This is a genomic window from Streptomyces sp. NPDC001514, assembly GCF_053597075.1.
Genome location: NZ_JBSFHO010000017.1, coordinates 1 through 25,926 on the forward strand (window position 1 = coordinate 1; position 25,926 = coordinate 25,926).

Below are 25,926 nucleotides of genomic sequence, written 5' to 3' on the forward strand. Positions count from 1 at the left end.
GCACCCTGGAGGACGCCCAGCGCGACAAGCTCGAACTCGTCTGCCGCACCGGCACCTTGCGGTGCCGGGCAGCGGCGTTGTGTGAAGGAGCTTCCGTGGCTGCGCCCCGGCCCCCTGCGCCCTGCGGCGGGGCTGCGCCCCTGCGGCGGCGCTTCGTGTTCGGGGGTTCGAGGGCGTGCCCTCGGTCCTCTGTGGCGCGCGGCGGGGGTATGCCTGGGGACCGCTTCAGGGCCCGGGGGCCCGGGGGGGCTTGCCCCGGACCCCCGACCTGGCGTCAGTGCTGCCGCTGAGCCTTGCGGCGGCGCATGACGAGGTAGCCGCCCGCGCCGAGGAGCGCGGCCGCAGTCGCCGAGAGGGCGCCAACGGGTGCGCTCGAACCGGTCTCGGCGAGGTCTCCGGAAGCACCGTTCACCGACGGGGACGTGGCCGGGGTCGGCTGCGTACCCGCGGGCGCGGTGGCGGCGGGACCGGACGGCTCGTCCGAAGGCTTCTCGCCCGGCTTGTCACTGGGCTTGTCACCAGGCTTGTCGTCCTCGGACTCGCAGTCCGTCCAGAAGACCTTGTGCTTGGCGCTGCCGTGCTCGTTGTCAAAGTTCCAGAACAGCTTGTACTGGCCGTCCGGGAGGTTCATGTCCTCGGTGCGTTCGTGACCGGAGCCGTCGAGCGTCAGCGAGCCGGTCTTGACGGTCGTGCCCTTGGGCAGATCGTTGTTGGCCCAGGCGTCGATGTGCCACTCGACCTTCTGGGCACCGTCGAACTTGAATCCGTCGAGGTAGAAGGTGCAGACCTTGGGCTCGTTCTTGAGGAGCTCCTCGCCGGTCTCGGCGTCGTGGATCTTCGCCGTGCCGTTGTCGCCGGGAGGCGTGGCGTGCGCGGAAGGAGCGAACAGCAGCGCGGAGGCCGCTGCCGTCACCACCGCGCCGGAAGTGATGAGCATGCGCATGGGCAGTCCAACGTGGGAGAGGGGAGGCCGTGGGGGGCGGCTCAGCTTCCTGTCGACCCCGCCGCACCGTCAATACACGCGGTGACTCATCCGTACCAAGCGTTACCACTTGCCCCAATGGTCCCCATAACGATCGGGTGACTGCACCGCCCCGGCGGGGCCTCCGGCGGATCACAGCGCGAAGAACGCCCCCAGCAGCAACGCCCCGCCCGCCGCCGCGGTGCCCCACGCGATACGCGTCCACCGCAGCCCGCCGCCGATGACACACGCGGCCAGAAGGAGCGCGCCGCCGAGGGGGACCCAGGCGTGGAGCGCGCCCGACCAGCCCGTGCGGACCACCTCGTCGGTGCCGGGCTTGACCACGACGGACAGCTTCGCGCCCTTGGTGACGGCGACGGAACGCTCGATCGTCATACCCGCGCGGGACGCCTCGGGGCCCTCCGGGTCGTACGGGCCCGTACACGTCTCCTCGCCGCAGCTGGCGACGGTGAGCGTGCCGTGCTCGCGGCCCTTCTCGAGCAGGACGTGCTGGGCCGTGGACCAGGAGGACCAGGCTCCGGCGACGAGCAGGAGCAGGGCCACCAGCACCATGGCGACACGGCGGCCGTGGTCGAGCATCCGGCCGGAGGAGTTCCGCTTCATGGGGCGCGATCCTTCGGCAAGCGACCGCGCTGGGTCAACCTCAGGCCAGCGCTACGGGGGGCTTGTCAGGAGTTGTACGCACTCTGCGCGCGCTCCAGCCCCTCAGTCACCAGACACTCCACCGCATCCGCCGCCCGGTCCACGAAATAGTCGAGCTCCTTGCGCTCCGCCGCCGAGAAGTCCCTCAGCACGAAATCGGCGACCTGCATCCGGCCCGGCGGCCGGCCGATCCCGAAGCGCAACCGGTGATAATCCGGGCCCATCGCCTTCGTCATCGACTTCAGCCCGTTGTGCCCGTTGTCACCGCCACCCAGCTTCAGCCGCATCGTGCCGTAGTCGATGTCCAGCTCGTCATGGATCGCAACGATGTTCGCCGTCGGCACCTTGTAGAAGTCCCGCAGCGCCGTCACAGGGCCACCGGACAGATTCATGTACGACATGGGCTTCACGAGAATCATCCGGCGGTTCCCGGGACCCGGAGCGCCGATCCGGCCCTCGACGACCTGCGCCTGCGCCTTCGTCGCCCGCTTGAACTTCCCGCCGATCCGCTCGGCGAGCAGATCCGCCACCATGAACCCGACATTGTGCCGGTTCGCCGCATAATCCGGCCCGGGATTGCCGAGACCCACGACGAGCCAGGGGGCGGTCGCGTCCGTCGTCATCTGCTGCATGTCTCCTTCATAGCGCCACCGCCCCCCGCACCGGGCGGTGCGGGGGGCGGTGGCGAGTCGAACGGCTACCGGGAGGATCAGGCCTCGGCGGCGACCTCTTCGCCCTCGGCCTCGCCCTCGCCCTCGGCGGCCGGCTCCTCGGCCTGCGCGGCCAGAACCTGAAGGACGACAGCGTCGTCCTCGACAGCCAGGGTCACACCGTCGGGAAGCGCGACATCCTTCGCCAGGACGGAGGCGCCGGCCACCAGGCCCTCGACGGAGACGGTGAACGCCTCGGGGATGTGCGTGGCCTCGGCCTCGACCGGAAGCGCGTTCAGGACGTGCTCCAGCAGGTTGCCACCCGGGGCCAGCTCGCCCTCGGCGTGGACCGGAACCTCGACGCTGACCTTCTCGCCGCGCTTCACGAGAAGCAGGTCGACGTGCTCCAGGAAGCCCTTCAGCGGGTCACGCTGCACGGCCTTCGGGATCGCCAGCTCCTTCTTGCCCTCGATCTCCAGCGCCAGCAGGACGTTCGGGGTACGCAGCGCAAGCAGCAGCTCGTGGCCCGGCAGCGTGACGTGGATCGGGTCGACACCGTGGCCGTACAGAACACCCGGAACCTTGCTGTCACGGCGGATGCGGCGCGCGGCACCCTTACCGAACTCGGTGCGGGCCTCAGCGGCGAGCTTCACCTCGGACATAAGCACTCCTCGTATGCAGAAACGAACAATGGCCGTCACCCGGCCACGACTGGCCTGCTACGAAGAGCGCGTCGATAACGGACCGCCGTACCGAAAACAGGTACGGCCTCCCTCGCCGAGCAACCCGATGAGTCTACCCGGAGGGAGGCCGCAGCCTAAATCGATCTCTACTGCTCCTCGAACAGGCTCGTCACCGAGCCGTCCTCGAACACCTCGCGCACCGCGCGCGCGATCGTCGGAGCGATCGACAGGACCGTGATCTTGTCCAGCTCCAGATTGTTCGGATCCGGCAGCGTGTTCGTGAACACGAACTCGCTCACCTTCGAGTTCTTCAACCGGTCCGCCGCCGGGCCGGACAGCACACCGTGCGTCGCCGTCACGATGACGTCCTCCGCACCGTGGGCGAACAGCGCATCAGCGGCCGCGCAGATCGTGCCACCCGTGTCGATCATGTCGTCGACCAGAACACACACCCGGCCCTCGACATTGCCGACGACCTCATGGACGGTGACCTGGTTCGCCACGTCCTTGTCACGGCGCTTGTGCACGATCGCCAGCGGCGCGTCCAGCCGGTCGCACCAGCGGTCGGCGACCCGAACCCGGCCGGCGTCCGGGGACACCACCGTCAGCTTCGAACGGTCCACCTTCGCGCCCACATAGTCCGCAAGCAGCGGCAGCGCGAACAGATGATCCACCGGGCCGTCGAAGAAGCCCTGGATCTGGTCCGTGTGCAGATCGACCGTCAGGATCCGGTCCGCACCGGCGGTCTTCATCAGATCCGCCACCAGACGCGCCGAGATCGGCTCACGACCACGGTGCTTCTTGTCCTGCCGGGCATAACCGTAGAACGGAAGGATCACGGTGATGCTCCGGGCCGAGGCCCGCTTCAGAGCATCGATCATGATCAACTGTTCCATGATCCACTTGTTGATCGGAGCCGTGTGGCTCTGGATCAGGAAGCAGTCGGCGCCGCGCGCCGACTCCTGGAAACGAACGTAGATCTCACCGTTGGCGAAATCGAATGCCTTGGTCGGCACCAGGCCGACACCCAACTGGGATGCGACCTCCTCGGCCAGCTCGGGGTGGGCGCGGCCGGAGAAGAGCATCAGCTTCTTCTCGCCGGTCGTCTTGATCCCGGTCACAGCACTGTCTCCTCAGACGTGTAGCTCTGCTGCTGATCCGCCCGTCCCTTGTGCGGCGAGCCAGCCGAATCATGTGCACGTATCACGGTACGCCGAGAATGACGCACCCGTTTCCGGTCAGCCCTCGTCGTCGACCAGCTTCCCCGCCTCCGCAGCAGCCTGCGCCGCCGCACTCCCCGGACGCTTCCGAGCCACCCAACCGTCGATATTCCGCTGCTGGCCACGGGCCACAGCGAGCGAACCCGGCGGCACGTCCTTCGTGATGACGGAGCCCGCCGCGGTGTACGCGCCGTCCCCGACTGTGACAGGAGCAACAAACATGTTGTCCGAGCCCGTCTTGCAGTGCGACCCGATCGTGGTGTGGTGCTTCGACTCCCCGTCGTAGTTCACGAAGACACTCGCCGCGCCGATGTTCGTGTAGTCGCCGATCGTCGCATCACCGACATACGACAGGTGCGGGACCTTCGTCCCCTCCCCGATCGTCGCGTTCTTCATCTCCACGTACGTACCGGCCTTCGCCTTCAGACCGAGCTTCGTACCCGGGCGCAGATAGGCGTACGGACCGACCGACGCCGACTCGCCGATCACCGCGCTGTCGGCGACCGTGTTGTCCACGCGGGCACCCTTGCAGACCGTCGTGTCCTTCAGTCGCGTGTTCGGACCCACCTCGGCGTCCTCCGCGATGTGCGTCGCCCCCAGCAGCTGCGTACCCGGATGGATCACCGCGTCCCGCTCGAACGTGACCGTCACGTCGACCAGCACCGACGCCGGATCGACGACCGTCACGCCCGCCATCATCGCCCGCTCGAGCAGTCGCTCGTTCAGCAGCCTGCGCGCCTCGGCGAGCTGCACACGGTTGTTGATCCCGAGGATCTCCCGGTGATCGCCCGCGACGGACGCCCCCACGCGATGACCGGCCTCACGCAGGATCCCCAGCACATCCGTGAGGTACTCCTCACCCTGGCTGTTGTCCGTACGCACCTTCCCCAGCGCATCCGCGAGCAGCTGCCCGTCGAACGCGAACACACCCGAGTTGATCTCCTTGATCGCCCGCTCGGCCTCGGTCGCGTCCTTGTGCTCCACGATCGCGGTCACCGCACCACTCGCGGCATCGCGCACGATCCGCCCGTACCCGGTCGAGTCCGGGACCTCGGCCGTCAGCACGGTCACGGCATTGCCGTCGGCGGCGTGCGTCGCGGCGAGCGCGGTCAGCGTCTCACCGGAGAGAAGAGGAGTGTCCCCGCAGACGACCACGACCGTGCCGTCGGGAGCCTGCCCCAGCTCCTCGAGACCCATCCGCACGGCGTGACCCGTACCGTTCTGCTCGGCCTGGAACGCGGTGCGCGTACCGGCGTAGTGCGCGGCGAGATGCTCCTTGACCTGCTCACTCGCATGCCCGACGACCACGACGAGCTGCTCGGGCTCCAGCTCACGGGCGGCGGACACGACATGCCCGACGAGCGAGCGCCCGGCGATCTCGTGCAGAACCTTGGGGGTCTTCGACTTCATGCGGGTGCCCTCACCCGCTGCGAGAACGACGACGGCGGCCGGGCGGTTGGCGCTCACGGGAATGCCCTTCGGCTTCGATGCTTCGGGTGGGGGACACCCGAAGGATACCGGCACGTTTCAGGGGTGAAATGAGGGCGGGTCCTGACCGTGAAGGTCAGGACCCGGAAAGTAGTGGCTCCCCCGCCAGGACTCGAACCCGGACATAAGGCACCAAAAGCCTCAGTGCTGCCAATTACACCACAGGGGATGAAACCCGGCGAAAACGGACACTTGGTCAGTCCACCGGACCGGCACCCAACACTATGCCGTACCAAGCCCCTTCCATGCGACGGTAGATCGGCGCTCTTGGTGACGTGGATGACGACGAGGCAGCCCTGGTAGGCCTCCGCCGTGTTCCTGCGCTTGGTCCTGGGTTGTGCCGCTTGGGTGCTGTCTTCCGGGACGTGGAGGCGTCGACCCCCTGTCGGCTCGGCCCGGAAGCCGCAGGTTGCCTTCGCGCTGGATGACGCTTCGTGCTGCTGAAGTCACCGGAAAATCGTTCGCGCGCTTCCGTAGTCTGGGAGACATGACCACAACGGGGGCACACCAGGACTCTGCGGGCGACAGCGCCCGCTCCTGGCTGTGGTGGGGGCGGCGGCGCAGTGCGGTGTTGGACGTGGGGCTCGGTCTCGTGTCCGCGGTGGAGTGTGCGCTGGAGGGGGTCGGGTTCGCGGACACCTCGGCGTTGCCGGTGCCGCTGGGGGTGGTGTTCGGGCTGATCGCCGGGTCGGTGCTGGTGTTGCGCCGGCGGTGGCCGGCGAGCGTGGTGCTGGTCTCGATCGCGATCACGCCGGCCGAGATGGGCTTCCTGATGGGGATCGTGGGGCTGTACACGCTCGCGGCCTCGGAGGTGCCTCGGCGGATCACGGCTGCGCTGGCGGGGATGTCCCTGGTGGGGACGTTGATCGTGACGTTCGTGCGGACCCGGCAGGATGTGGCGTCGGCGGACTTCGATCCGGGGCCGTGGTACGTGCCGGTCGTGTCGCTCGTGATGTCGATCGGGCTGACCGCGCCGCCGGTGCTGCTCGGGCTCTATGTGGGGGCGCGGCGGCGGCTGATGGAGAGTCTGCGGGAGCGTGCGGTCAGTCTGGAGCAGGAGCTGTCGCTGCTGGCGGATCGGGCGGAGCAGCAGGCGCAGTGGGCGCGTACGGAGGAGCGGACGCGGATCGCGCGTGAGATGCATGACGTCGTGGCGCATCGGGTGAGCCTGATGGTGGTGCATGCGGCGGCGTTGCAGGCGGTGGCGTTGAAGGATCCGCAGAAGGCGGTGAAGAACGCGGCGCTGGTCGGTGACATGGGTCGTCAGGCGTTGACCGAGCTGCGGGAGATGCTCGGTGTGCTGCGGGCGGGTGAGGACGTGGTGGCGTCGCGGGTGGCGGAGCCGGTGCCGTTGGCGGCGGTCGGGGCGGCTGCGGCTGCGGCTGCTGCGGCGGCTGCGGAGGACGGGCCGTCGCTGGCGGATCTGGAGCTGTTGGTGGAGCAGTCCCGGCAGGCGGGGATGGTCGTCGAGCTGATGGTGCACGGTGAGGCTCAGGTGTACCGGCCGGAGGTGGAGCAGACGGCGTACCGGGTGGTTCAGGAGGCGCTGACGAACGTCCACAAGCATGCGGCGGGTGCCAGGACGTGGGTGCGGGTGGCGCATCGTGGTGCCGAGATCGCGATGCAGGTGGAGAACGGTCCCTCGGATCGTGGTGCGTCGGATGCGGGTCTTCCGAGCGGGGGCAATGGTCTGGTGGGTATGCGGGAGCGCGTCTCCGCGCTGGGTGGTGTCTTCGTGTCGGGGCCGACGGACGCGGGGGGTTTCCGGGTGTCGGCGGTGCTGCCGATGGATGCGCCGGCCGTGTCGTGACGTGAGTCCGGCGGGTCGGTGGATGGCGGTGTGGCTCAGTCCGTTGTCAGGCGGGTCGGCCGGCTGCCGGTGATGAGGGTGGTGAGGGCCTGGTCGACGTTCGGGCCGAGGTACCAGTCGCCGGTGTGGTCGAGGCTGTAGACGCGGCCTTCGGTGTCGATGGCCAGTACCGCCTGTGCGTCGCCTTCCTCGCCGAGCGGGGTGATCTCGGTGTCGAGGGCGCGGCCGAGGTCGCCGAGGGTGCGGGCGAGGTGGAGGCCGGCGAGGGGGTCGAAGTGGAGGTTGGCGGGGGCGATCTCGCGGCCGGATCCCTGTGGGGTGATGCGGAGGGCGCCGAACTCGGCCCAGGCTTCGACGGCGGCGGGGAAGACGGCGTGGCGGTGGCCGCCGGGGGATTCGTGGGCGCGGAGCGCGTCGGCCCAGTGTTCGGCCTGCTTGATGTCCCAGCGGCCGGGTTGCCAGCCGGCCTCGCGCAGTGCGGCGTCGACGGCGACGGAGAAGCGTGTGGTGTGGTGCTCGTTCACGGTCCGGTTCAGCCGTTCTGGGTCGGGTCGACGGTGCGTACGCCGAAGTGGGCGAGCATCGCGGCGCAGGAGCGGCAGGGTGTGGCGTAGCTGCCGTGGAGGGGGTCGCCGTCCTCGCGGATGCGGCGGGCGGTGAGTTTGGCGTGCTTGAGGGAGCGGCGGGCTTCGCCGTGGGTGAGGGGTTTGCGCTGGGCTCGTTTGGAGCGGGCGTTGTCCGTCGATGTGAGGTGGCGGGAGAGCAGGATCGCCTCGGCGCAGCGGCCGGTGAACCGTTCGCGCTGGCCGCTGGTGAGGGTGTCGAGGAAGTCCTGGACGAGGGGGTGGAGTGCGGGTGGCTGGTCGGTCTTTCCGGCGGTGCAGGTGTGGGTTTCGCCGCGTACGGAGAGTGCTGCTGCCACGGTTGGCAGGATTCCGTCGCGCCGGAAGCGCAGTGTGGGCGCGTGGCCGGTGGCGTCCGCGCTGCTCCAGCTGAGCCGGGGATCGCCGGTTGTGCCTGATGGTGCGGTGTGCATCGTGCTGTGTCCCTCCCGTGCCCGCGGCGTCGACCGCTGCTGTGCACGCCCCCGAGTTGAAGGGACAGCCTGCCAAATGGGACGCCTGGTGTGGAAGCGGGGTGACTGAAACGTGTGCCTGTGTCGGTCGTGCTTCGGCTGAGGGTTACACGAAGGTGACGGTTCGTTACGGAAGCGGAAGGGTTGCGCCCGGGGCGGTACGGGGGCGGTACCGCCTGTTGCGGCACCGCATAGGCTGTGGTCAACCAGCCAGACGCAGCAGGGGGCTACCGCCATGACGACAGGTCGGCTCGGGCAGCAAGCCGCGCCACCGAACGCGGCCTACGCCGGGCAGGTCGTGCACTTCCCGGACCCGGTCCGGGCCGCTCGGCACCCCATGGGGGTGCGGGTGGATGAACACGGCTATCCGGACTTTTCGGCGTATGCGCGTGCCGCCGCGGAGATTGCCGAGCCCCCGGGGGGTTTCGGTGTCGACGAACTGCGGCTCACCGACTATGTGTCGGCGAACGCCGCGCTGGCCGCCGGTGGCCATGAGTTGTGGGACACGATCCCGGCGGTGGCGACGCCGCACGGCTGGACGTGGCACCACGTGGCGGGCGGCCGCCGGCTGGAGCTGGTGCCGGTCGAGGTGAAGGCGCTGCTGCGGCATCACGCCGGGCTGGCGACGGCCGCGGTCGACCACGCCAAGCGCGGTACGCGTCCGCTGCAGGAGACCCGGCCTGCGCACTTCGGTCTGCCCAAGGGTGCGGTGTCGGTGTCCGAGCAGCAACTGCTGGGCGTGGAGGAGGATTTGGGGTATCGCCTGCCGGGTGCGTACCGGTCCTTCCTGAAGGCGGCCGGTGGGTGCGCGCCGGTGGGTGCGGCGTTGGACGCCGAGTTGGGGCTGCTGATCGACCAGCCGTTCTTCACGGTGCGCGAGGAGGCGGCGGTCAATGACCTGGTGTACGTCAACAAGTGTCTGCGGGACCATTTGACGAAGGACTATCTGGGCGTCGGTTTCGTCCAGGGCGGACTGCTGGCGGTGAAAGTGCGCGGCGGTGGGGCCGGGTCGGTGTGGTTCTGTGCGTATGACGACGCGCGGGACCAGGACGGCTGGTCGGTGAACGAGCGGGTGGAGCGGCTGCTGCTGCCGTGCGGTGAGGACTTCGACGCGTTTCTGACGCGTCTCGCGGGCAATCCGCCGGAGCTGGAGACGGTGGCGAACCTGATGGTGGACGGCGGCTTCGCGCGTGCTGTTCCGGTGGGGGAGTGAGCTTCTCGATGGTGACGTTCGCGCAGGCGCAGGAGCGCGCGGAAGAGTGGGTCAACGGTGATGTGCCCGCGTACCAGCATCGCGAGGTGCGGGTGCGGGAGTTCGAGCTGGGCTTCGTCGTGTGGGCGGAGGACCGTGCGGACGGGCCGACGTCGGACGGTGGTCGTCAGCGGCTGGTCATCGCCCGGGACAGCGGGGAGGCCACGCTGTGGCCGGGGCTGCCGGTGGGTGAGGTGATCCGGCGGTACGAGGAGGAGTACGGCACTCCGGACGCGGGGGCGGCTCCGGCCGCGGCGCCGCCGCAGCGGATCGACCTGAACCAGACGTCGTTCCTGCTGAGCCCGCCGGAGTGGCTGCAGGACGCGGCGGACAAGTTGGGCATCCCGAACCAGCGTGCGGATGCGGGTGCGGGCTCGTCGGGTGCGGGTGCGGGTGTCGGTGCGCCTGCGGCCGCGGCTGGGCAGGGTGCTCCGGGTGACGGTGCGTCTGCTTCGGCGGGCGCTGCTCAGGAATCCGGCGCGGGGCAGCCCGCTTCGGGTTCCGGCTGGTCGCAGGGTGGGCCCGGCGGGTCGACCGGTGGGCGTGGTTCGCATGTCGGTGGCGACGCGTGGCCGGGCTCGGCCGCGGCCGCCGCGGCGGGGGCTCCGCAGGGTTCTGCTGCCGGTGGTCCGTCGCTGGGCGCCCCTGCCGGTCCGGATGCGCCCGCCGCCGGCTCCGGTGCCGACTGGCCGGCCGCCGGAGGCCACGGGGGCTACGAGCCCACCGCGTCGGACGGTGTGCCGGCGAGGTCCGGTGGGCCCGGTGGGGCCACTCCCTGGGCCGGGACCGACACGAACGGTGCGTCGGGGGACGGCTCCGTGCCGCTGCCGGCGACCGTGTTCGCGCCGCCGCTGTCGGGGACGGACGACGACGACACCCCGCCGCCGTCGGTGGGTGCGGACGCGCCGACCGCGTTGATGTCGGGCGGCAGCCAGCTGCCGCAGACCGCGGTGGCCCCAGCGGTGGACCCGCAGCCGGGCCCGGCACAGGCCTCCGGGCCACAGCCGCCCGCCGCGCCCGCAGCTCCCTCTGCACCCGGCCGGCCGAGCGCCGGAGACATCGCCGACGCCGCGACCAGCAAGGCCGCGGTGCCGCCGCGTGGGCGTTCTGCGCGCGGGAGCGGCCCGACGACTCCGCCGCCGCCCGCCCCGCCCGGTGTCCCCGGCGCGAGGCCGGGTGCTCCGGGCGCCCCTGGTGCTCCGGCGGGCGGTTACGTACCGACGCAGATGGTGTCGCAGCTCGGCCCGGACGGACCGCAGCCGCCGGCTCCGCCGCACCAGGCGGCGACGATGCTCGCCAACCCCGGTCCGGGCGGCCCGGGTTCGCCTCAGCCCCCGCAGCCTCCGGCCCCGCCCGCGGCGCCGGGTGCCCCGGGCACGCCTCCGGGCGGTGTCCACCATGCCGCCACGATGCTGGCGAACCCGAGCCCGAACCCGGGCCCGGGCCCGAACCAGGGCGGCCCCGGCGCGCCCCAGCCCCCGGGCCCGCCCGGCGCGCCGGGCGCCCCTGGCGCCCCGGGCGGCACTCCGGGTACGCCCCCGGGCGGTGTCCACCACGCCGCCACGATGCTGGCCGGTCCCGGCCCGGTGCCCCCGCCGCAGGCGCCTCCGGGTGCCCCCGGTCCCGTACCGCAGCCGCAGCCGCAGCCGCAGCCGCCACAGGTCCCGCAGCCGCCGGCGTACGGCTATCCGCAGCAGCCGCCCGCCGGTGTCCCGGTCGTCGGCCCCGGCTACCAGGCCGTGCTGCGCTACCGCGCGCCCGACGGTTCCGAGCAGCAGCTCATCCGCCGCTCGGCGCCGGGCACCCCGCATCCGGAGTGGCAGATCTTCCATGAGCTGCGCGGGATGAACGTGCCCAGCGACCAGGTGCTGGAGCTGCACACCGAGCTCGAGTCCTGCGAACTGCCGGGCGGTTACTGCGCCCGGATGATCCGGGAGACGTGGCCCCAGGCGCGGATCACCAACATCGCCCCGTACGGCAAGGACCATGCGAGCCGGCAGGGCGGGATGCAGCAACTGCTCACCCATCAGGGCGAGTTGCACCAGGTCGCGGACGGCCCGGCGCGCCCTGCGCCGGTGCGTGCGCCGCTGCCGCCGGTCCAGCCGGCCCCGCCGATCCCCCCGGAGGGGATCGCCCAGGAGCTGGTGGGTTCCTTCGGGCCGCAGGGCATCTGCCGGTTCGACCAGCGGGCGGTGTCCCGCCAGGGCGTGCCGGAGGTCGTGGCGCGCACGCTGGTGTGGGCGGGGCTGCCGGCCGACTTCGGCCCGTTCTTCTGGGCGCAGCCGGCCCAGCCGGTGGTGCCGACACTGGCGGAGCTTGCCGCTCAGCGGCAGGTGCAGCCCGCATCGGACGCGGGCTCGTATCTGGTCGTGGGCAGCGACTTCGGCAAGGCGATCTGTGTCCAGTACGGCACGGCCCAGATCGTGGCGGTCCCGGTCGAGGGAGGCCCGGGCGGGCAGCCGGTGGCGCCGCAGTTCGTGAACAGCGGCCTCCCGGAGTTCACGCGCTGCCTCGCCCTGCTCGGACGGATGTGGCGCCTGCGCTTCGGCCTGAACCCGGAGCAGGCCGGCCGCTGGACGGTCGACTTCCAGGCCCAGCTCGCGGCCCTCGACCCGGCGGCACTGTCGTCGCCGGAGAGCTGGTGGTCGGTGCTGCTCGAGCAGATGTGGGACGGGCTGCTGTAGCGCGGTCCGCCATACGCGAAGGGGCGCCCGGTCCGCATCGCGGACCGGGCGCCCCGGTGCGTCGGGGCCGGGCCCGGCGCACCCCGCCACGGGCGACGGCGCGCCTGCGGCGGGCTTCTTCCCCACCCCGCCCCTTCCCGAACTGGGGGCTTCGCCCCCAGACCCCGTTCCGGGGGCTCCGCCCCCGAGCCCCCGGCGCCTCGAACTCCCCCTACGCCCTGCGGGCGTGGGGGGACCCCAGCGAGGCGGAGTTTCGGGGCTCCGTCCCGGACCCCGACCCCTACGCCCTGACGGGCGTGGGGGAAGCGCAGCAGGGCTCCTTTGGAGCCGTCCGGCGATCGAGGACGGACACGCGGGCCGCCCGGACGGACCGGGCAGGCTTCAGGGGGTCCGGGGCGTACGCCTCTTACGCGCCCCGCGTCGGGGCCGGGGCGCCCGCCAGGATCGTCGGTTCGACGGACGCGTAGTGCTCGCGCTGGGCCGCGGCCTCGCGTGCGTCGCGTGCGGACAGGAACGTGCCCAGCCAGCCGGCCAGGAAGCCCAGCGGGACCGAGACGAGGCCCGTGGTGGTGAACGGGAACCAGTTGAAGTCGTGTCCGGGGAAGACCGACTGGGGGGACCCGGAGACCAGGTTGCTGCCCGTCATCAGGACGATCGCGCTGATCGTGCCCACGATGAGCGTGCTGAGCAGGCCCGTGCGGGTGTAGCGGCGCCAGAACATGCTGTAGACGAGGGCGGGGGCGACCGCCGATGCGCCGATGCAGAAGGACAGGGTGACCATCGCCTGGAGGTTCCAGTGCCGGGCGAACGCCGCGAGGGTGATCGCGACGAGGCCGACGCCTGCCGCGGCGCCCCGGGCGACGGCCATCTCCGTGGAGTGCTGCAGCCTGGTACGGCGCAGCCCGTGGGCGATGAGGTCGTGGGCCAGGGTGTTGGCGCAGGCGAGGGTGATCCCGGCGACCGAGGCGAGCAGGGTGAGGAAGACCGCCGTCGTCACCGTCGTGAACAGCAGGCTTTCGACGGCGCTCGTGTCCGCGCCGAACACGGCCTGACTGACCAGCAGGAATGCGGTCTTGCCCTGGGGATCGCCCGCGACGAGGCCCTTGTGCCCGACGATCGCGGCCGCTCCGAAGCCGATGACGGCGATCAGTAGGCAGGTCACGACGACGGTCGAGACCGCCCAGGACATCGAGCGCCGCACGGCGGTGGCGTTGCGCGAGCTGAACACGCGCATGGTGATGTGCGGCAGCACCGCGGCACCGAGCACGACCGTCAACTGGGCGCTGATCATGTCCAGTTCGTCGCCGCCGAACTGCAGCCCGGAGGCGAGGTACGCGTCTCCGGCCCCGCTGCCCTTCTTGGCCGCGTCCAGCAGCGCGGGCAGGCTGAAGTCGAAGCGGTCCAGGATCAGTACGGAGATGACGGTCGCGGCGCCGAGCAGGACGACGGTCTTGACGATCTGGATGAAGGCGGTGCCCTTCATGCCGCCGATCGCCGCGTACGCGATCATCAGCACGCCGAGGAACACGATGGCCCCGGTCTTGAAGCCGTCCGCGTCGAAGCCGAGGACGAAGGCGAGCAGATCGCCCGCGCCCGCGAGCTGGAAGATCACCAGCGGCAGCAGCGCGGCCAGCGTGACCGCGGCTGCGGTGATCCGCACGGCAGGGCCCGGGGAGCGGCGGGTGAGGACGTCGCCCATCGTGAACCGGCCCGCGTTCCGCAGCGGTTCGGCGAGCAGGAACATCATCAGGACCAGGGAGAGCACGGTGCTCAGGGCGAGCGTGAGTCCGTCGTAGCCGACGAGGGAGATCACGCCGATGGTGGAGAGCACGGTCGCCGCGGAGATGTAGTCGCCGGCGATGGCGAGACCGCTCTGCACGGGGGAGAGGGAGCGGTAGCCGGTGTAGAACTCGCCGAGGTCGTCCCGGTCGGGTCCGGTCATCACGCACAGCAGCAGCGTCACCGTGATGACCGCGATGAACGCGACGAACGACATCGTCTGGGCGTCGGAGCTGAAGCCGGTCATGCGCGCATGCCTCCCGTGGAGCGCTGCCATCCGGAGAGCCCGGGGCGGCTCTGGCGAACCTGGCGGGACGCGGCCGCCTCCGCGGCCTCCGCCGCCTGTTCGGCGTGGAGCCGGATCGCCGCGGCGAGGGGGTCGACACGGCGGCGTGCGATCCGCTCGTAGACCGCGATCGCGGCGAGCGTCACGGGCAGCTGGCAGAGCCCCAGGAACACTCCTGCGGTGAGGCCGCCGCTGAGCTCGCCGGTCATCAGCCCGGGGGCGTAGCCGGAGAGGACGAGGAAGAGGGTGAAGTAGCCGAGCGCGGTGAGGGTCGCGACGCGGCGGAGTCTGCGGTAGCCCGAGCGGAGGCGTGGCAGGTCGCCGTCGTAGGCGAGGCCGGGGGCGGCGGCGTGGGTGAAGTCGTCGGTGAAGTCGTGGGCGGCCGACGGCGGCACCGGCGGTGGGGGCGCGTGCCAGGGCTGCCGGGCGGAGTGGGGTGGTTCGGGGAATACGTGGTCGTACGACATGGTGCGGCGACTCCTTGCGGCCCTTGCGGGCTGGGGTTCCCCGGGCCCGCCAGGGTGTTGGGGGAGGGTATGCCTGTGGGGGGAGCGCGTACGTTACTTGTCGGTAGTGGGCGGACGTAAGGGGGCTACCGACTGGAAGGTATGTCAGTTCCGCAACGGTCGGGTCACGCCCCCGCACCGGCCGGAGGCGCGGCCGCGCAGCTGGTCGGGCGGCGGGCGGCAGGCGGGTGGTGCGGCAGGCCTCAGGCGTCACGTCAGGCGACGTCAGGCGTCACATGTCACGCGTCATGCGTCGGGCTTCTCCATGATCACCGGGAACTTCCGCGGCGCCAGGAACACCAGCACCAGCAGCGCCAGCCCGCCTGCGCCCGCAGCCCCCAGGTACACGTAGTCCACCGCCGTCGCCACCGCCTGCCGCAGATGCTCCGCCGGCCCGGAACCGCCCCCCGCGAGCGAGCGCGCCACCGAGTCCAGATCGCCCGAGCCGCCGAGCCGGGCGGCGAGCACCGCGTTGGCGAGCGCACCGAACAGCGCCGCACCGACGCTCTGGCCGACCTGGCGGCAGAACAGCACCGACGCGGTCGTCGTGCCGCGCTCGGCCCAGGGCACGGTCGACTGGACGCCGACGATCAGCGGCAGTTGGAAGAACCCGAGGGCGGCGCCGAGCAGCAGCATGATGAGCGCGGGCTGCCACGGCTCGCCCGGGTACGGGAGCAGCAGCGGGAACGCCAGCATGATCAGCGTCGCCGTGCCGATGCCGATGATCGCGGTGTTGCGGAACCCGATGCGGGTGTAGACGCGGTTCGCGTACGCCGCGCTGACCGGCCAGCTCAGCGTCATCACCGACAGTACGAACCCGGCGGCGATCGGGCCGAGTCCGAGGACCGACTGGGCGTACGTGGGCAGGAAGACGGTCGGCGCGACCATCAGCAGTCCGAGCGCACCCAGCGCGAGATTGACCGCGGCGATGGTGCGGCGCCGCCACACCCAGCCGGGGATGACGGGCTCGGCCGCCCGCCGTTCGACGACGACGGTCACGGCCGCGCCCGCCGCGGCGCCGGCGAAGAGGCCGAGCGAGGGTGCGGAGAGCCAGGGCCAGGCCACCCCGCCCTGGACGAGGGCGGTCAGCAGCAGCGTCCCGGTGAGGAAGACGGCGAGTGCGCCGGGCCAGTCGACCCGGGCTCGTGGACCCCGTTCCCGTACCGGCTCGGTCAGATGGCGGGCGACCAGCCACAGCGCCACCGCGCCCACCGGCAGATTGATCAGGAAGATCCAGCGCCAGTCGGCGTACGCGGCGAGCAGGCCGCCCACCGCCGGGCCCGCGACCGCCGACACCGCCCATACCGTGGACAGCTTCGACACGATCTTGGGGCGCTCGTCGAGCGGGTACAGATCGGCGGCGATCGTCTGGATCGTGCCCTGGAGCGCGCCGCCGCCGAGGCCCTGGACGACGCGGAAGGCGATGAGCGAGGCCATGTTCCAGGCGCCCGCGCACAGCAGGGAGCCGACCAGGAAGAGGGCGATGCCCGCGATCAGGACGGGCTTGCGGCCGAAGGTATCGGAGAGCTTGCCGTAGACGGGCAGGGTGACGGTCACGGCGAGCAGATAGCCGGAGAACAGCCAGGAGAAGACCGAGAAGCCGCCCAGGTCGCCGACGATCTGCGGAACGGCGGTCGAGACGATGGTGCCGTCGAGGGCCGCCAGCGCCATGCCGAGCATCAGGGCGGCGACGACGGGGCCGCGGCGGGGGGCGGCCGATGGGGCGGGGGCAGCCGGTGGCGCGGGGGCCGGGCCCGTGGGCGCGGCGGTGTCGCTGTTGCCGCCGCGTGCGCCCGCATCGCCGGCGTCCGTTCCGGCACTGCCGCTGTGCGCGCCGGTACTGTCTCCGCCCGCGTCCGTGCTGCCCGAACCCATCAACGATCCTTTCCCTATGCATGTATCTCCGCGGGACACACCCTCTCACTAGCACCTCGGACGGCGGGAGGGGTCGGCCTCTACGGGTACGGGATCGGCCCTGGGGCGGAGTCCCCTAAGGGTTCCTCCTTACAACCGGCCAGGGGCCGTTCGTCCCGCCGGAGGACGAGAGGGGCGGGCGCCGTTCCTTAACTTGGTCCTACGGCGGCCCGGACGGCGCAGGGGGCGACAGGGGGGTGGGGAAAACCCCCGCTCAAGAGGGTGTTCAGCCCCATCGTGCCGGGGGCCGCCTCCCGCGAGACTCGTGCCGCACGCGGCGTTCCGGCATTCCCGGCTTCGGCATTCCCATCCATCGACATAGGAGACATACCGTGACAACGGCTGTGACTATCCCCGCGCACGGGGCCACCGGAGGGCGTACGGCCGTCGCCGCGCGAGCCCGACAGGTCGTCAAGGCGTACGGCTCCGGCGAGACGCGGGTCGTCGCGCTCGACCACGTCGACGTGGACATCATGCGCGGTCGGTTCACCGCGATCATGGGTCCGTCGGGTTCCGGCAAATCCACGCTGATGCACTGCCTGGCCGGCCTCGACACGGTGACCTCGGGCGAGATCCACATCGACGACACCGAGATCACCAAGCTCAAGGACAAGAAGCTCACGCAGCTGCGCCGCGACCGGATCGGCTTCATCTTCCAGGCGTTCAACCTGCTGCCCACGCTCAACGCCGTCGAGAACATCACGCTGCCGATGGACATCGCGGGCCGCAAGCCGGACGCGGCCTGGCTGAACCGGGTGGTGGAGACCGTCGGCCTCGCCGACCGCCTCAAGCACCGGCCGACCCAGCTCTCCGGCGGCCAGCAGCAGCGCGTCGCCGTGGCCCGCGCCCTGGCGGCCCGCCCCGAGATCATCTTCGGTGACGAGCCGACCGGAAACCTGGACTCGCGCGCCGGGGCCGAGGTGCTGGGCTTCCTGCGCCGGTCCGTCGACGAGCTCGGCCAGACCATCGTCATGGTCACCCACGACCCGGTGGCGGCCTCCTACGCGGACCGCGTGCTGTACCTCGCCGACGGCCGGATCGTCGACGAGATGTTCAACCCCACGGCCGACCAGGTCCTCGACCGCATGAAGGACTTCGACGCCCGGGGACGGACGTCGTGACCGTGCTCAAGACCTCCCTGCGCAACTTCTTCGCCCACAAGGGACGCATGGCGCTCTCCGCCGTCGCCGTCCTGCTGTCGGTGGCGTTCGTGTCCGGCACGCTCGTCTTCACCGACACCATGAACACCACCTTCGACAAACTCTTCGCCGCCACCGCGGCCGATGTCACCGTCAGCCCGAAGAACGCCGCCACCGACGACGAGATGCCGCAGTCCGGCCGGCCCGAATCGCTGCCCGCCTCCCTCGTCGCCGAGGTGGAGAAGGCGGACGGCGTGCGGTCCGCCGAGGGCGTGGTCGTCTCCATGAGCGTCACCGTCGTCAACGCGGACAACAAGAACATGGGGTCCAGCAACGGCGCCCCGACGATCGCCGGCAACTGGACGCAGAACGACCTGCGTTCGATGGAGATCACCTCCGGCCACGCCCCGCGCGGCCCCACCGAGGTGATGGTCGACGCGGACACCGCCGAGAAGCACAAGCTCAGGATCGGCGACGAGCTGCGCACGATCGCCGTCACCGGCGACTTCACGGCTCGTGTCTCCGGTATTGCCTCCTTCAAGGTCACCAACCCGGGCGCGGCCGTCGTCTACTTCGACACCGCCACCGCCCAGCGTCAACTCCTCGGGAAGACCGGTGAGTTCACGCACGTCACCGTGACCGCCGCGCCAGGCGTCGGCCATGAGCAGCTGAAGCGGAACGTGGCCGCGGTCGCCCCGGGGCCGTACAAGTTCCAGACCCAGCAGGAGGCGGCGGACGCCGGCCGCGAGGACGTCAGCGGCTTCCTCGACGTGATGAAGTACGCGATGCTCGGCTTCGCCGGGATCGCCCTGCTCGTCGGCATCTTCCTCATCGTCAACACCTTCTCGATGCTGGTCGCCCAGCGGACCCGCGAGATCGGCCTGATGCGGGCCATCGGATCGAGCCGTAAGCAGGTCAACCGCTCGGTCCTGGTCGAGGCGCTGCTGCTCGGCATCATCGGGTCCATCGCCGGCGTCGGCGCCGGAGTGGGCCTCGCGATCGGGCTGATGGAGCTCATGTCCTCGATGGGCATGAACCTTTCCACCCAGGACCTGACCGTCACATGGACGACCCCGGCCGTCGGCCTCACCCTCGGCATCGTCGTCACCGTCGTGGCCGCGTACATCCCCGCCCGGCGGGCCGGCAAGGTCTCCCCGATGGCGGCACTGCGCGATGCAGGCACCCCGGCGGACGGCAAGGCCGGTCTGGTGCGCGGCATCCTCGGCGTGGTCCTGACCGGCGCCGGAGGCGCGGCGCTGTGGCTCGCGGCGCAGGCCGACAAGGCGACCGAGGGCTCGATGTGGCTCGGGCTCGGTGTCGTCCTCAGCCTCATCGGCTTCATCGTCGTCGGCCCGCTCCTCGCGGGCGGCGTGATCCGGGTCATCGGCGCGGTCGTCCTGCGGATCTTCGGCCCGGTCGGACGGATGGCCGAGCGCAACGCGCTGCGCAACCCGCGTCGCACCGGCGCCACTGGTGCGGCCCTGATGATCGGCCTCGCGCTCGTCGCCTGTCTGTCGGTCGTCGGCTCGTCCATGGTCGCCTCGGCGACGGAGGAGCTCGACAGGTCCGTCGGCGCGGACTTCATCGTCAGCTCGAGCAATATGCAGCCGATCGTGCCTCAGGCCCAGCAGGCCCTGGAGAAGACACCGGGCATCGCCCACGTCACCGAGTACAAGGCCGTCAAGACGAAGCTCACCGCCCCGGACGGCACGACCGAGGACGAGGAGATCGTCGCCGCCGACCCGACGTACGCGCAGGACCTGCGGCGCGAGACCGTCGCCGGCGAGCTGTCGGCGGCGTACGGGAAGAACGCCATGTCCGTCGGCGACGAGTACGCCAAGGCGCACGGCGTGAAGGTCGGCGACACGATCACGGTCGCCTTCAAGGACGGCGGGACGGCGAAGCTGAAGGTCGCGGCGATCACGTCGGACGACGGAAACGTCGACAAGGGCGCGAAGTACACGAACATCGCGACCGCCGCGCAGTACGTGCCCGCCGCGAAGATGCCGAAGAACCTGATCATGTTCGCCACGGCGGAGGAGGGCAGGGCGACGGAGGCGTACGAGGCCCTCAAGAAGTCGCTCGCCGCGTACCCGCAGTACAAGGTGCAGAACCAGACCGACTTCAAGCAGGACCTGAAGGACCAGGTCGGCCAGCTGCTGAACATCGTCTACGGCCTGCTCGCGCTCGCGATCATCGTCGCGGTGCTGGGTGTCGTGAACACCCTGGCCCTGTCGGTGGTCGAGCGGACCCGGGAGATCGGCCTCATGCGCGCCATCGGCCTCTCCCGCCGCCAGCTGCGCCGCATGATCCGCCTGGAGTCGGTGGTCATCGCCCTCTTCGGCGCCCTGCTCGGACTCGGCCTGGGCATGGGCTGGGGCACGGCGGCCCAGAAGCTGCTGGCCCTCGAGGGGCTGGGGGTCCTGGAGATCCCGTGGCCGACGATCCTGACGGTCTTCGTGGCGTCGGCGTTCGTGGGGCTGTTCGCGGCGCTCGTGCCGGCCTTCCGGGCGGGCCGGATGAACGTCCTGAACGCGATCGCCACGGAGTAGTCGCCATGGACGGGCCGCAGTCGCCATGAAGTACGCCATGAAGTAGTCGCGGGCCCTGCGGAGCCGTTCCGTAGGATGGCCGCTCCGGCCCGGTGTGCGTCCTCCACGCTCACCGGGCCGGAGCCGTGTCGCGGGGTTTACGCTGGAAACCCCCGGCCCGTTCGACGTGTCGGGCGGTTCGCGTTGCCCACCCCCATCGGATCCCGGACGGAACCCCTTCATGAGCCTGCACGGTCTGCTCAACGCCGTTGTACGTGACCCGGCGCTCGCCGAAGCGGTGGAGGCCGCCGCCGACGGTCACCGGCGCCACGTCGATCTCGTCGGGCCGCCGGCCGCGCGGCCCTTCGTGGTGGCCGGCCTGGCGCGCGAGGCGGGGCGGCCGGTGCTCGCCGTGACCGCGACCGGGCGGGAGGCCGAGGACCTGGCCGCGGCGCTGCGCTCACTGCTCGACCCGGACACGGTCGTCGAGTACCCGTCCTGGGAGACCCTCCCGCACGAGCGGCTCTCGCCCCGCTCCGACACCGTGGGCCGGCGCCTCGCTGTGCTGCGCCGCCTTGCGCACCCCTCGCCGGACGACCCGGCCGCAGGTCCCGTCAGCGTCGTCGTCGCGCCCGTGCGTTCCGTGCTGCAGCCGCAGGTCAAGGGCCTCGGCGACCTGGAGCCCGTGGCCCTGCGCAGCGGGCAGACCGCGGACCTGAACGAGGTCGTGGACGGGCTCGCGGCCGCCGCGTACTCCCGGGTCGAGCTGGTCGAGAAGCGCGGCGAGTTCGCGGTGCGCGGCGGCATCCTCGATGTCTTCCCGCCCACCGAGGAGCATCCGCTCCGGATCGAGTTCTGGGGCGACGATGTCGAGGAGATCCGTTACTTCAAGGTCGCCGACCAGCGCTCGCTCGAGGTCGCCGAGCACGGGCTGTGGGCGCCGCCCTGCCGTGAGCTGCTCCTGACCGACGAGGTACGGCAGCGGGCCGCGGCCCTCGCCGAGGCGCACCCGGAACTCGGCGAACTGCTCGGCAAGATCGCCGAGGGCATCGCCGTCGAGGGCATGGAGTCCCTCGCCCCGGTCCTCGTCGACGACATGGAGCTGCTGCTCGACGTCCTCCCGGCGGGCTCGATGGCCGTGGTGTGCGACCCGGAGCGGGTCCGTACCCGGGCGGCGGACCTGGTGGCGACGTCGCAGGAGTTCCTGCAGGCGTCGTGGGCGGCGTCGGCCGGCGGCGGCGAGGCGCCGATCGATGTCGGCGCGGCCTCGCTGTGGGGCATCGCGGACGTCCGGGACCGGGCGCGTGAGCTCGGGATGATGTGGTGGTCGGTGTCGCCGTTCGCGGCGGACGAGGAGCTTGCGGAGACATTCGCCGCCGACGGGGCGGGGGACACGCTCAAGCTGGGGATGCACGCCCCGGAGACGTACCGCGGCGACACGGCCCGCGCCCTCGCCGACACCAAGGGCTGGCTCGCGGACGGCTGGCGCACCGTCTACGTGACCGAGGGCCACGGCCCCGCGGCCCGCACCGTCGAGGTGCTCGGCGGCGAGGGCATCGCCGCCCGCCTGGCTGTGCTTGATTCGAAGACGGGCGACCTCGGCGAGATCTCCCCGTCCGTCGTCCATGTCGCGACCAGCTCCATCGAGTACGGCTTCATCGACCCCGGACTCAAGATCGCCGTCCTCACCGAGACCGACCTGTCCGGCCAGAAGGCCGCAGGCAAGGACGGCACGCGGATGCCGACCCGGCGCCGCAAGCAGATCGACCCGCTGACGCTGGAGGTCGGCGACTACATCGTGCACGAGCAGCACGGCGTCGGCCGCTACCTCGAAATGGTGCAGCGCACCGTCCAGGGCGCGACCCGGGAGTATCTGCTCGTCGAGTACGCCCCCGCCAAGCGCGGCCAGCCCGGCGACAGGCTCTACATCCCGACCGACCAGCTGGAGCAGGTCACCAAGTACGTCGGCGGTGAGGCACCGACCCTGCACCGGCTGGGCGGTGCGGACTGGACGAAGACGAAGGCGCGCGCGAAGAAGGCGGTCAAGGAGATCGCCGCGGACCTGATCAAGCTGTACAGCGCCCGGATGGCGGCGCCCGGCCACTCCTTCGGCGCGGACACCCCCTGGCAGCGGGAGCTGGAGGACGCGTTCCCGTACGTCGAGACCCCCGACCAGCTGTCCACCATCGCCGAGGTGAAGGAGGACATGGAGAAGTCGATCCCCATGGACCGCCTCATCTGCGGTGACGTCGGCTACGGAAAGACCGAGATCGCCGTCCGGGCCGCCTTCAAGGCCGTCCAGGACGGCAAGCAGGTCGCGGTGCTCGTGCCCACGACGCTGCTGGTGCAGCAGCACTTCGGGACGTTCTCCGAGCGCTACTCCCAATTCCCCGTGGTGACACGGGCGTTGTCCCGCTTCCAGTCGGACACGGAGGCGAAGGCGACCCTGGAGGGGCTGCGGGACGGCTCGGTCGACATCGTCATCGGCACGCACCGGCTCTTCTCGTCCGAGACCAAGTTCAAGGACCTGGGCCTGGTCATCGTGGACGAGGAGCAGCGGTTCGGCGTCGAGCACAAGGAGCAGCTGAAGAAGCTCCGCGCCAATGTGGACGTACTGACGATGTCCGCGACCCCGATCCCGCGGACGCTGGAGATGGCGGTCACCGGCATCCGTGAGATGTCGACGATCACGACCCCGCCGGAGGAGCGGCACCCGGTGCTGACCTTCGTCGGCCCGTACGAGGAGAAGCAGATCGGCGCGGCCATCCGCCGCGAACTGCTGCGCGAGGGTCAGGTCTTCTACATCCACAACCGCGTCGAGTCGATCGACCGGGCGACGGCGCGGCTCCGCGACATCGTGCCGGAGGCCCGTATCGCCACCGCCCACGGGCAGATGGGCGAGAGCCAGCTGGAGCAGGTCGTCGTCGACTTCTGGGAGAAGAAGTTCGACGTGCTCGTCTCGACGACGATCGTCGAGTCCGGCATCGACATCTCGAACGCGAACACGCTGATCGTCGAGCGCGGCGACAACTTCGGCCTCTCGCAGCTGCACCAGCTGCGCGGGCGTGTGGGGCGCGGCCGCGAGCGCGGGTACGCGTACTTCCTCTACCCGCCGGAGAAGCCGCTCACCGAGACCGCGCACGAGCGTCTGGCGACGATCGCCCAGCACACCGAGATGGGCGCGGGCATGTACGTCGCGATGAAGGACCTGGAGATCCGCGGCGCGGGCAATCTCCTCGGTGGCGAGCAGTCCGGCCATATCGCGGGCGTCGGTTTCGACCTGTACGTACGCATGGTCGGCGAGGCGGTCGCCGACTACCGCGCCTCGCTGGAGGGCGGCGTCGAGGAGGAGCCCCCGCTCGAGGTCAAGATCGAGCTCCCGGTCGACGCGCACGTCCCGCACGACTACGCGCCGGGCGAGCGGCTGCGCCTGCAGGCGTACCGGGCGATCGCCTCCGCCAACACGGAGGAGGACATCAAGGCCGTACGGGAGGAACTCACCGACCGCTACGGCAAGCTCCCGGAGCCCGTGGAGAACCTGCTCCTCGTGGCAGGCCTGCGCATGCTGGCCCGCGCCTGCGGCGTCGGCGAGATCGTCCTCCAGGGCCCGAACATCCGCTTCGCTCCGGTGGAACTGCGCGAGTCGCAGGAACTGCGTCTGAAGCGTCTCTACCCGCGCACGGTGATCAAGCCGGCCGTCCACCAGATCCTGGTGCCCCGCCCGACGACGGGCAAGATCGGCGGCAAGCCGGTGGTGGGGCGGGAACTGCTGGCGTGGACGGGTGAGTTCCTGACGACGATCCTGGGGTCGTAGCCAGGCAGGATCCACAAGACGGCCCCGGCTCTCCGCGGGTGTGGGTGCCTTGTGCTGGCGGCCCGGACGCGCGGCGTCGACCGGGCGTACCGCGCGCTCCTCGGCGAGCGGACCGGCAGCCCCGAGCTCGCCGAGGCCGCCGCGCTCGCCCGCCGCGCCGCCGATGCGGTGAACACGGAGGGCCGCCCGCTCGCCGCCGCCAACGCCGCACTGCCGTGGCCCGACGAGCCGCACCTGGTGCTGTGGCACGCCGCCACGGTCCTGCGCGAGCACCGCGGCGACGGCCACCTCGTCGCCCTCGTGACCGCCGGGCTCGACCCCGTGGAGGCCCTGGTGTCGTTCGCCGGAATCGGCGCGGCGCCCGCCCAGGTCTTCGCGAGCCGCGGCTGGAGCGAGGACGAGTGGACCGGCGCCCGCGAGCGGCTCGTGGCCCGCGGACTGCTGGACGCCGACGGCACGGCCACCGACGCGGGCCGCGCCCTGCGCGCCGAGGTCGAGCGCCGCACCGACGAACTGGCCGCCGCCCCCTGGCAGTCCCTCGGCGCCGAGGACACCGGCCGGCTCGCCGAACTCCTCGGCCCCTTCTGGCTGGAGGTTCTCGGCTCGGGACTGCTGCCCGGCGCAAATACGCTGGGCATCGGGAAGGTGTGACGTCACCCAGGCCCTACGATCCTTGCGTGCCCGACTCGATACGTACGCCGCGCGCCGTCCTGGCCGCCGTCGCCCTGGTCTCCGCCCTCCTCACAGGCTGCACACCGGGCGACGGTGGCGACTTCCCGGATGCCGGCAACGCCCCTGGCCCGTCCGCCGGTCGCGCGGTCAGCCCGCTCGGCAACCCGGACGGCACGAGGCCCGGTCTCGCGCCGGTCACGTCCGAGGCGGACGAGGCCGAGGCCCGTAAGCTCGTCGAGGAGCTGTCCACGAAGGGGCGCGGGCCCAAGACCGGCTATGAACGGGATGAGTTCGGTTACGCGTGGATGGACACGGCGGACGGCGTGCCGCTGGCACGGAACGGGTGCGACACCCGAAATGATCTTATTGATCGCGATGGTCAGAACCTTCGATTTCGTGATGGTTCCGACTGTGTGGTCGTGGCGATGACGCTGCGCGATCCGTACACCGGCACGACCATTGAGTGGAAGAAACAGAAGGCCGCGGCGGTGCAGATAGATCACGTGGTGCCTCTGTCGTACAGCTGGCAGATGGGCGCGGCCCGCTGGGACGACGCCAAACGCCGCCGACTCGCCAACGACCCCCTCAACCTGCTCCCGGTCGATGGCAGCGCCAACTCCGCCAAGAGCGACTCGGGCCCCGCCTCCTGGCTGCCGCCGAACAAGGCCGTCCGCTGCTCGTACGCCGTGCGTTTCACGCAGGTCGCCCTCAAGTACGAGATGCCGGTGACGGCCGCCGACAAGCGGATCATGCTGGAGCAGTGTGGCGGATGAGAAGGCCCGCCGAGGGACCCAGGACG

Annotated in this window: 18 protein-coding genes, 1 tRNA gene and 1 pseudogene; 8 read left to right on the forward strand and 12 right to left on the reverse strand. The window is 71.0% G+C overall.

Annotated features, from left to right (window positions below; all coding sequences use genetic code 11):
• Positions 1 to 274 precede the first annotated feature (274 nt).
• The 7 genes from ACWCXB_RS19235 to ACWCXB_RS19265 all read right to left on the reverse strand — a co-directional run bounded on the left by ACWCXB_RS19235 (position 275) and on the right by ACWCXB_RS19265 (position 5,834).
• Positions 275 to 943 carry an LPXTG cell wall anchor domain-containing protein gene (locus ACWCXB_RS19235; RefSeq protein WP_450724342.1) on the reverse strand — a complete coding sequence of 223 codons (669 nt, stop codon included), beginning with the start codon at positions 941 to 943 and terminating at the stop codon, positions 275 to 277.
• Between the two features lie 171 nt (positions 944 to 1,114).
• Positions 1,115 to 1,585, reverse strand: a complete 471-nt coding sequence (locus ACWCXB_RS19240) for a hypothetical protein (protein ID WP_450724344.1) — start codon at positions 1,583 to 1,585, stop codon at positions 1,115 to 1,117.
• 65 nt (positions 1,586 to 1,650) lie between these two features.
• The gene (gene pth, locus ACWCXB_RS19245; protein ID WP_450724574.1) at positions 1,651 to 2,247 is read right to left on the reverse strand and encodes an aminoacyl-tRNA hydrolase; all 597 of its coding nucleotides are present in this window, start codon (positions 2,245 to 2,247) and stop codon (positions 1,651 to 1,653) included.
• Positions 2,248 to 2,333: 86 nt separating this feature from the next.
• Positions 2,334 to 2,936, reverse strand: coding sequence for a 50S ribosomal protein L25/general stress protein Ctc (locus ACWCXB_RS19250; RefSeq protein WP_450724346.1), 603 nt, complete (start codon positions 2,934 to 2,936; stop codon positions 2,334 to 2,336).
• 167 nt (positions 2,937 to 3,103) lie between these two features.
• On the reverse strand, positions 3,104 to 4,078 hold the full coding sequence (locus tag ACWCXB_RS19255) for a ribose-phosphate diphosphokinase (RefSeq protein ID WP_450724348.1): 975 nt from the start codon (positions 4,076 to 4,078) through the stop codon (positions 3,104 to 3,106).
• Positions 4,079 to 4,195: 117 nt separating this feature from the next.
• A complete protein-coding gene (gene glmU, locus ACWCXB_RS19260; RefSeq protein ID WP_450724349.1) occupies positions 4,196 to 5,644 on the reverse strand; it encodes a bifunctional UDP-N-acetylglucosamine diphosphorylase/glucosamine-1-phosphate N-acetyltransferase GlmU in 1,449 nt (482 codons plus the stop codon).
• A 115-nt stretch (positions 5,645 to 5,759) separates the two neighbouring features.
• Positions 5,760 to 5,834: transfer RNA gene (locus ACWCXB_RS19265), tRNA-Gln, on the reverse strand.
• Positions 5,835 to 6,152: 318 nt separating this feature from the next.
• On the opposite strand from ACWCXB_RS19265, the gene ACWCXB_RS19270 reads away from it, so the two are divergent.
• Positions 6,153 to 7,475, forward strand: coding sequence for a sensor histidine kinase (locus ACWCXB_RS19270; protein WP_450724576.1), 1,323 nt, complete (start codon positions 6,153 to 6,155; stop codon positions 7,473 to 7,475).
• Positions 7,476 to 7,510: 35 nt separating this feature from the next.
• On the opposite strand, the gene ACWCXB_RS19275 is transcribed toward ACWCXB_RS19270, so the two are convergent.
• Together ACWCXB_RS19275 and ACWCXB_RS19280 are read right to left on the reverse strand one after the other, a co-directional pair.
• Positions 7,511 to 7,999 (reverse strand): SUKH-3 domain-containing protein, encoded by a 489-nt coding sequence (locus ACWCXB_RS19275; protein ID WP_450724351.1) that lies wholly within the window; start codon positions 7,997 to 7,999, stop codon positions 7,511 to 7,513.
• Between the two features lie 8 nt (positions 8,000 to 8,007).
• Entirely contained in the window at positions 8,008 to 8,511 is a 504-nt protein-coding gene (locus tag ACWCXB_RS19280; protein WP_450724353.1) for a YwqJ-related putative deaminase, read from the reverse strand.
• 274 nt (positions 8,512 to 8,785) lie between these two features.
• Between ACWCXB_RS19280 and ACWCXB_RS19285 the strand changes: the two genes are divergently transcribed.
• Together ACWCXB_RS19285 and ACWCXB_RS19290 are read left to right on the forward strand one after the other, a co-directional pair.
• Complete coding sequence (locus tag ACWCXB_RS19285; protein WP_450724355.1) at positions 8,786 to 9,763, forward strand: SMI1/KNR4 family protein; 978 nt, start codon at positions 8,786 to 8,788, stop codon at positions 9,761 to 9,763.
• 8 nt (positions 9,764 to 9,771) lie between these two features.
• Positions 9,772 to 12,486: an SUKH-4 family immunity protein gene (locus ACWCXB_RS19290; protein WP_450724578.1), complete on the forward strand. Its 2,715-nt coding sequence runs from the start codon at positions 9,772 to 9,774 to the stop codon at positions 12,484 to 12,486.
• A gap of 406 nt (positions 12,487 to 12,892) precedes the next feature.
• On the opposite strand, the gene ACWCXB_RS19295 is transcribed toward ACWCXB_RS19290, so the two are convergent.
• From ACWCXB_RS19295 to ACWCXB_RS19305, 3 genes are all read right to left on the reverse strand, one after another.
• Positions 12,893 to 14,512 carry a sodium/solute symporter gene (locus tag ACWCXB_RS19295; RefSeq protein ID WP_450724357.1) on the reverse strand — a complete coding sequence of 540 codons (1,620 nt, stop codon included), beginning with the start codon at positions 14,510 to 14,512 and terminating at the stop codon, positions 12,893 to 12,895.
• Entirely contained in the window at positions 14,509 to 15,018 is a 510-nt protein-coding gene (locus ACWCXB_RS19300) for a DUF485 domain-containing protein (RefSeq protein ID WP_450724359.1), read from the reverse strand. Before ACWCXB_RS19300 ends, ACWCXB_RS19295 begins: the two co-directional genes overlap by 4 nt.
• Positions 15,019 to 15,303: 285 nt before the next feature.
• Complete coding sequence (locus ACWCXB_RS19305) at positions 15,304 to 16,932, reverse strand: MFS transporter (RefSeq protein ID WP_450724361.1); 1,629 nt, start codon at positions 16,930 to 16,932, stop codon at positions 15,304 to 15,306.
• A 371-nt stretch (positions 16,933 to 17,303) separates the two neighbouring features.
• Here ACWCXB_RS19305 and ACWCXB_RS19310 point away from each other — a divergent pair, with 371 nt between their 5' ends.
• From ACWCXB_RS19310 to ACWCXB_RS19330, 5 genes and pseudogenes are all read left to right on the forward strand, one after another.
• Positions 17,304 to 18,092, forward strand: coding sequence for an ABC transporter ATP-binding protein (locus ACWCXB_RS19310; RefSeq protein ID WP_450724363.1), 789 nt, complete (start codon positions 17,304 to 17,306; stop codon positions 18,090 to 18,092).
• Positions 18,089 to 20,662, forward strand: coding sequence for an ABC transporter permease (locus ACWCXB_RS19315; protein WP_450724365.1), 2,574 nt, complete (start codon positions 18,089 to 18,091; stop codon positions 20,660 to 20,662). Before ACWCXB_RS19310 ends, ACWCXB_RS19315 begins: the two co-directional genes overlap by 4 nt.
• Positions 20,663 to 20,882: 220 nt before the next feature.
• Positions 20,883 to 24,455 (forward strand): transcription-repair coupling factor, encoded by a 3,573-nt coding sequence (gene mfd, locus ACWCXB_RS19320; protein ID WP_450724367.1) that lies wholly within the window; start codon positions 20,883 to 20,885, stop codon positions 24,453 to 24,455.
• Positions 24,456 to 24,506: 51 nt separating this feature from the next.
• A pseudogene (locus ACWCXB_RS19325) lies at positions 24,507 to 25,106 on the forward strand (SCO6745 family protein); the annotation flags it as partial.
• 26 nt (positions 25,107 to 25,132) lie between these two features.
• Positions 25,133 to 25,900 (forward strand): HNH endonuclease family protein, encoded by a 768-nt coding sequence (locus ACWCXB_RS19330; protein WP_450724369.1) that lies wholly within the window; start codon positions 25,133 to 25,135, stop codon positions 25,898 to 25,900.
• Positions 25,901 to 25,926: the final 26 nt, after the last annotated feature.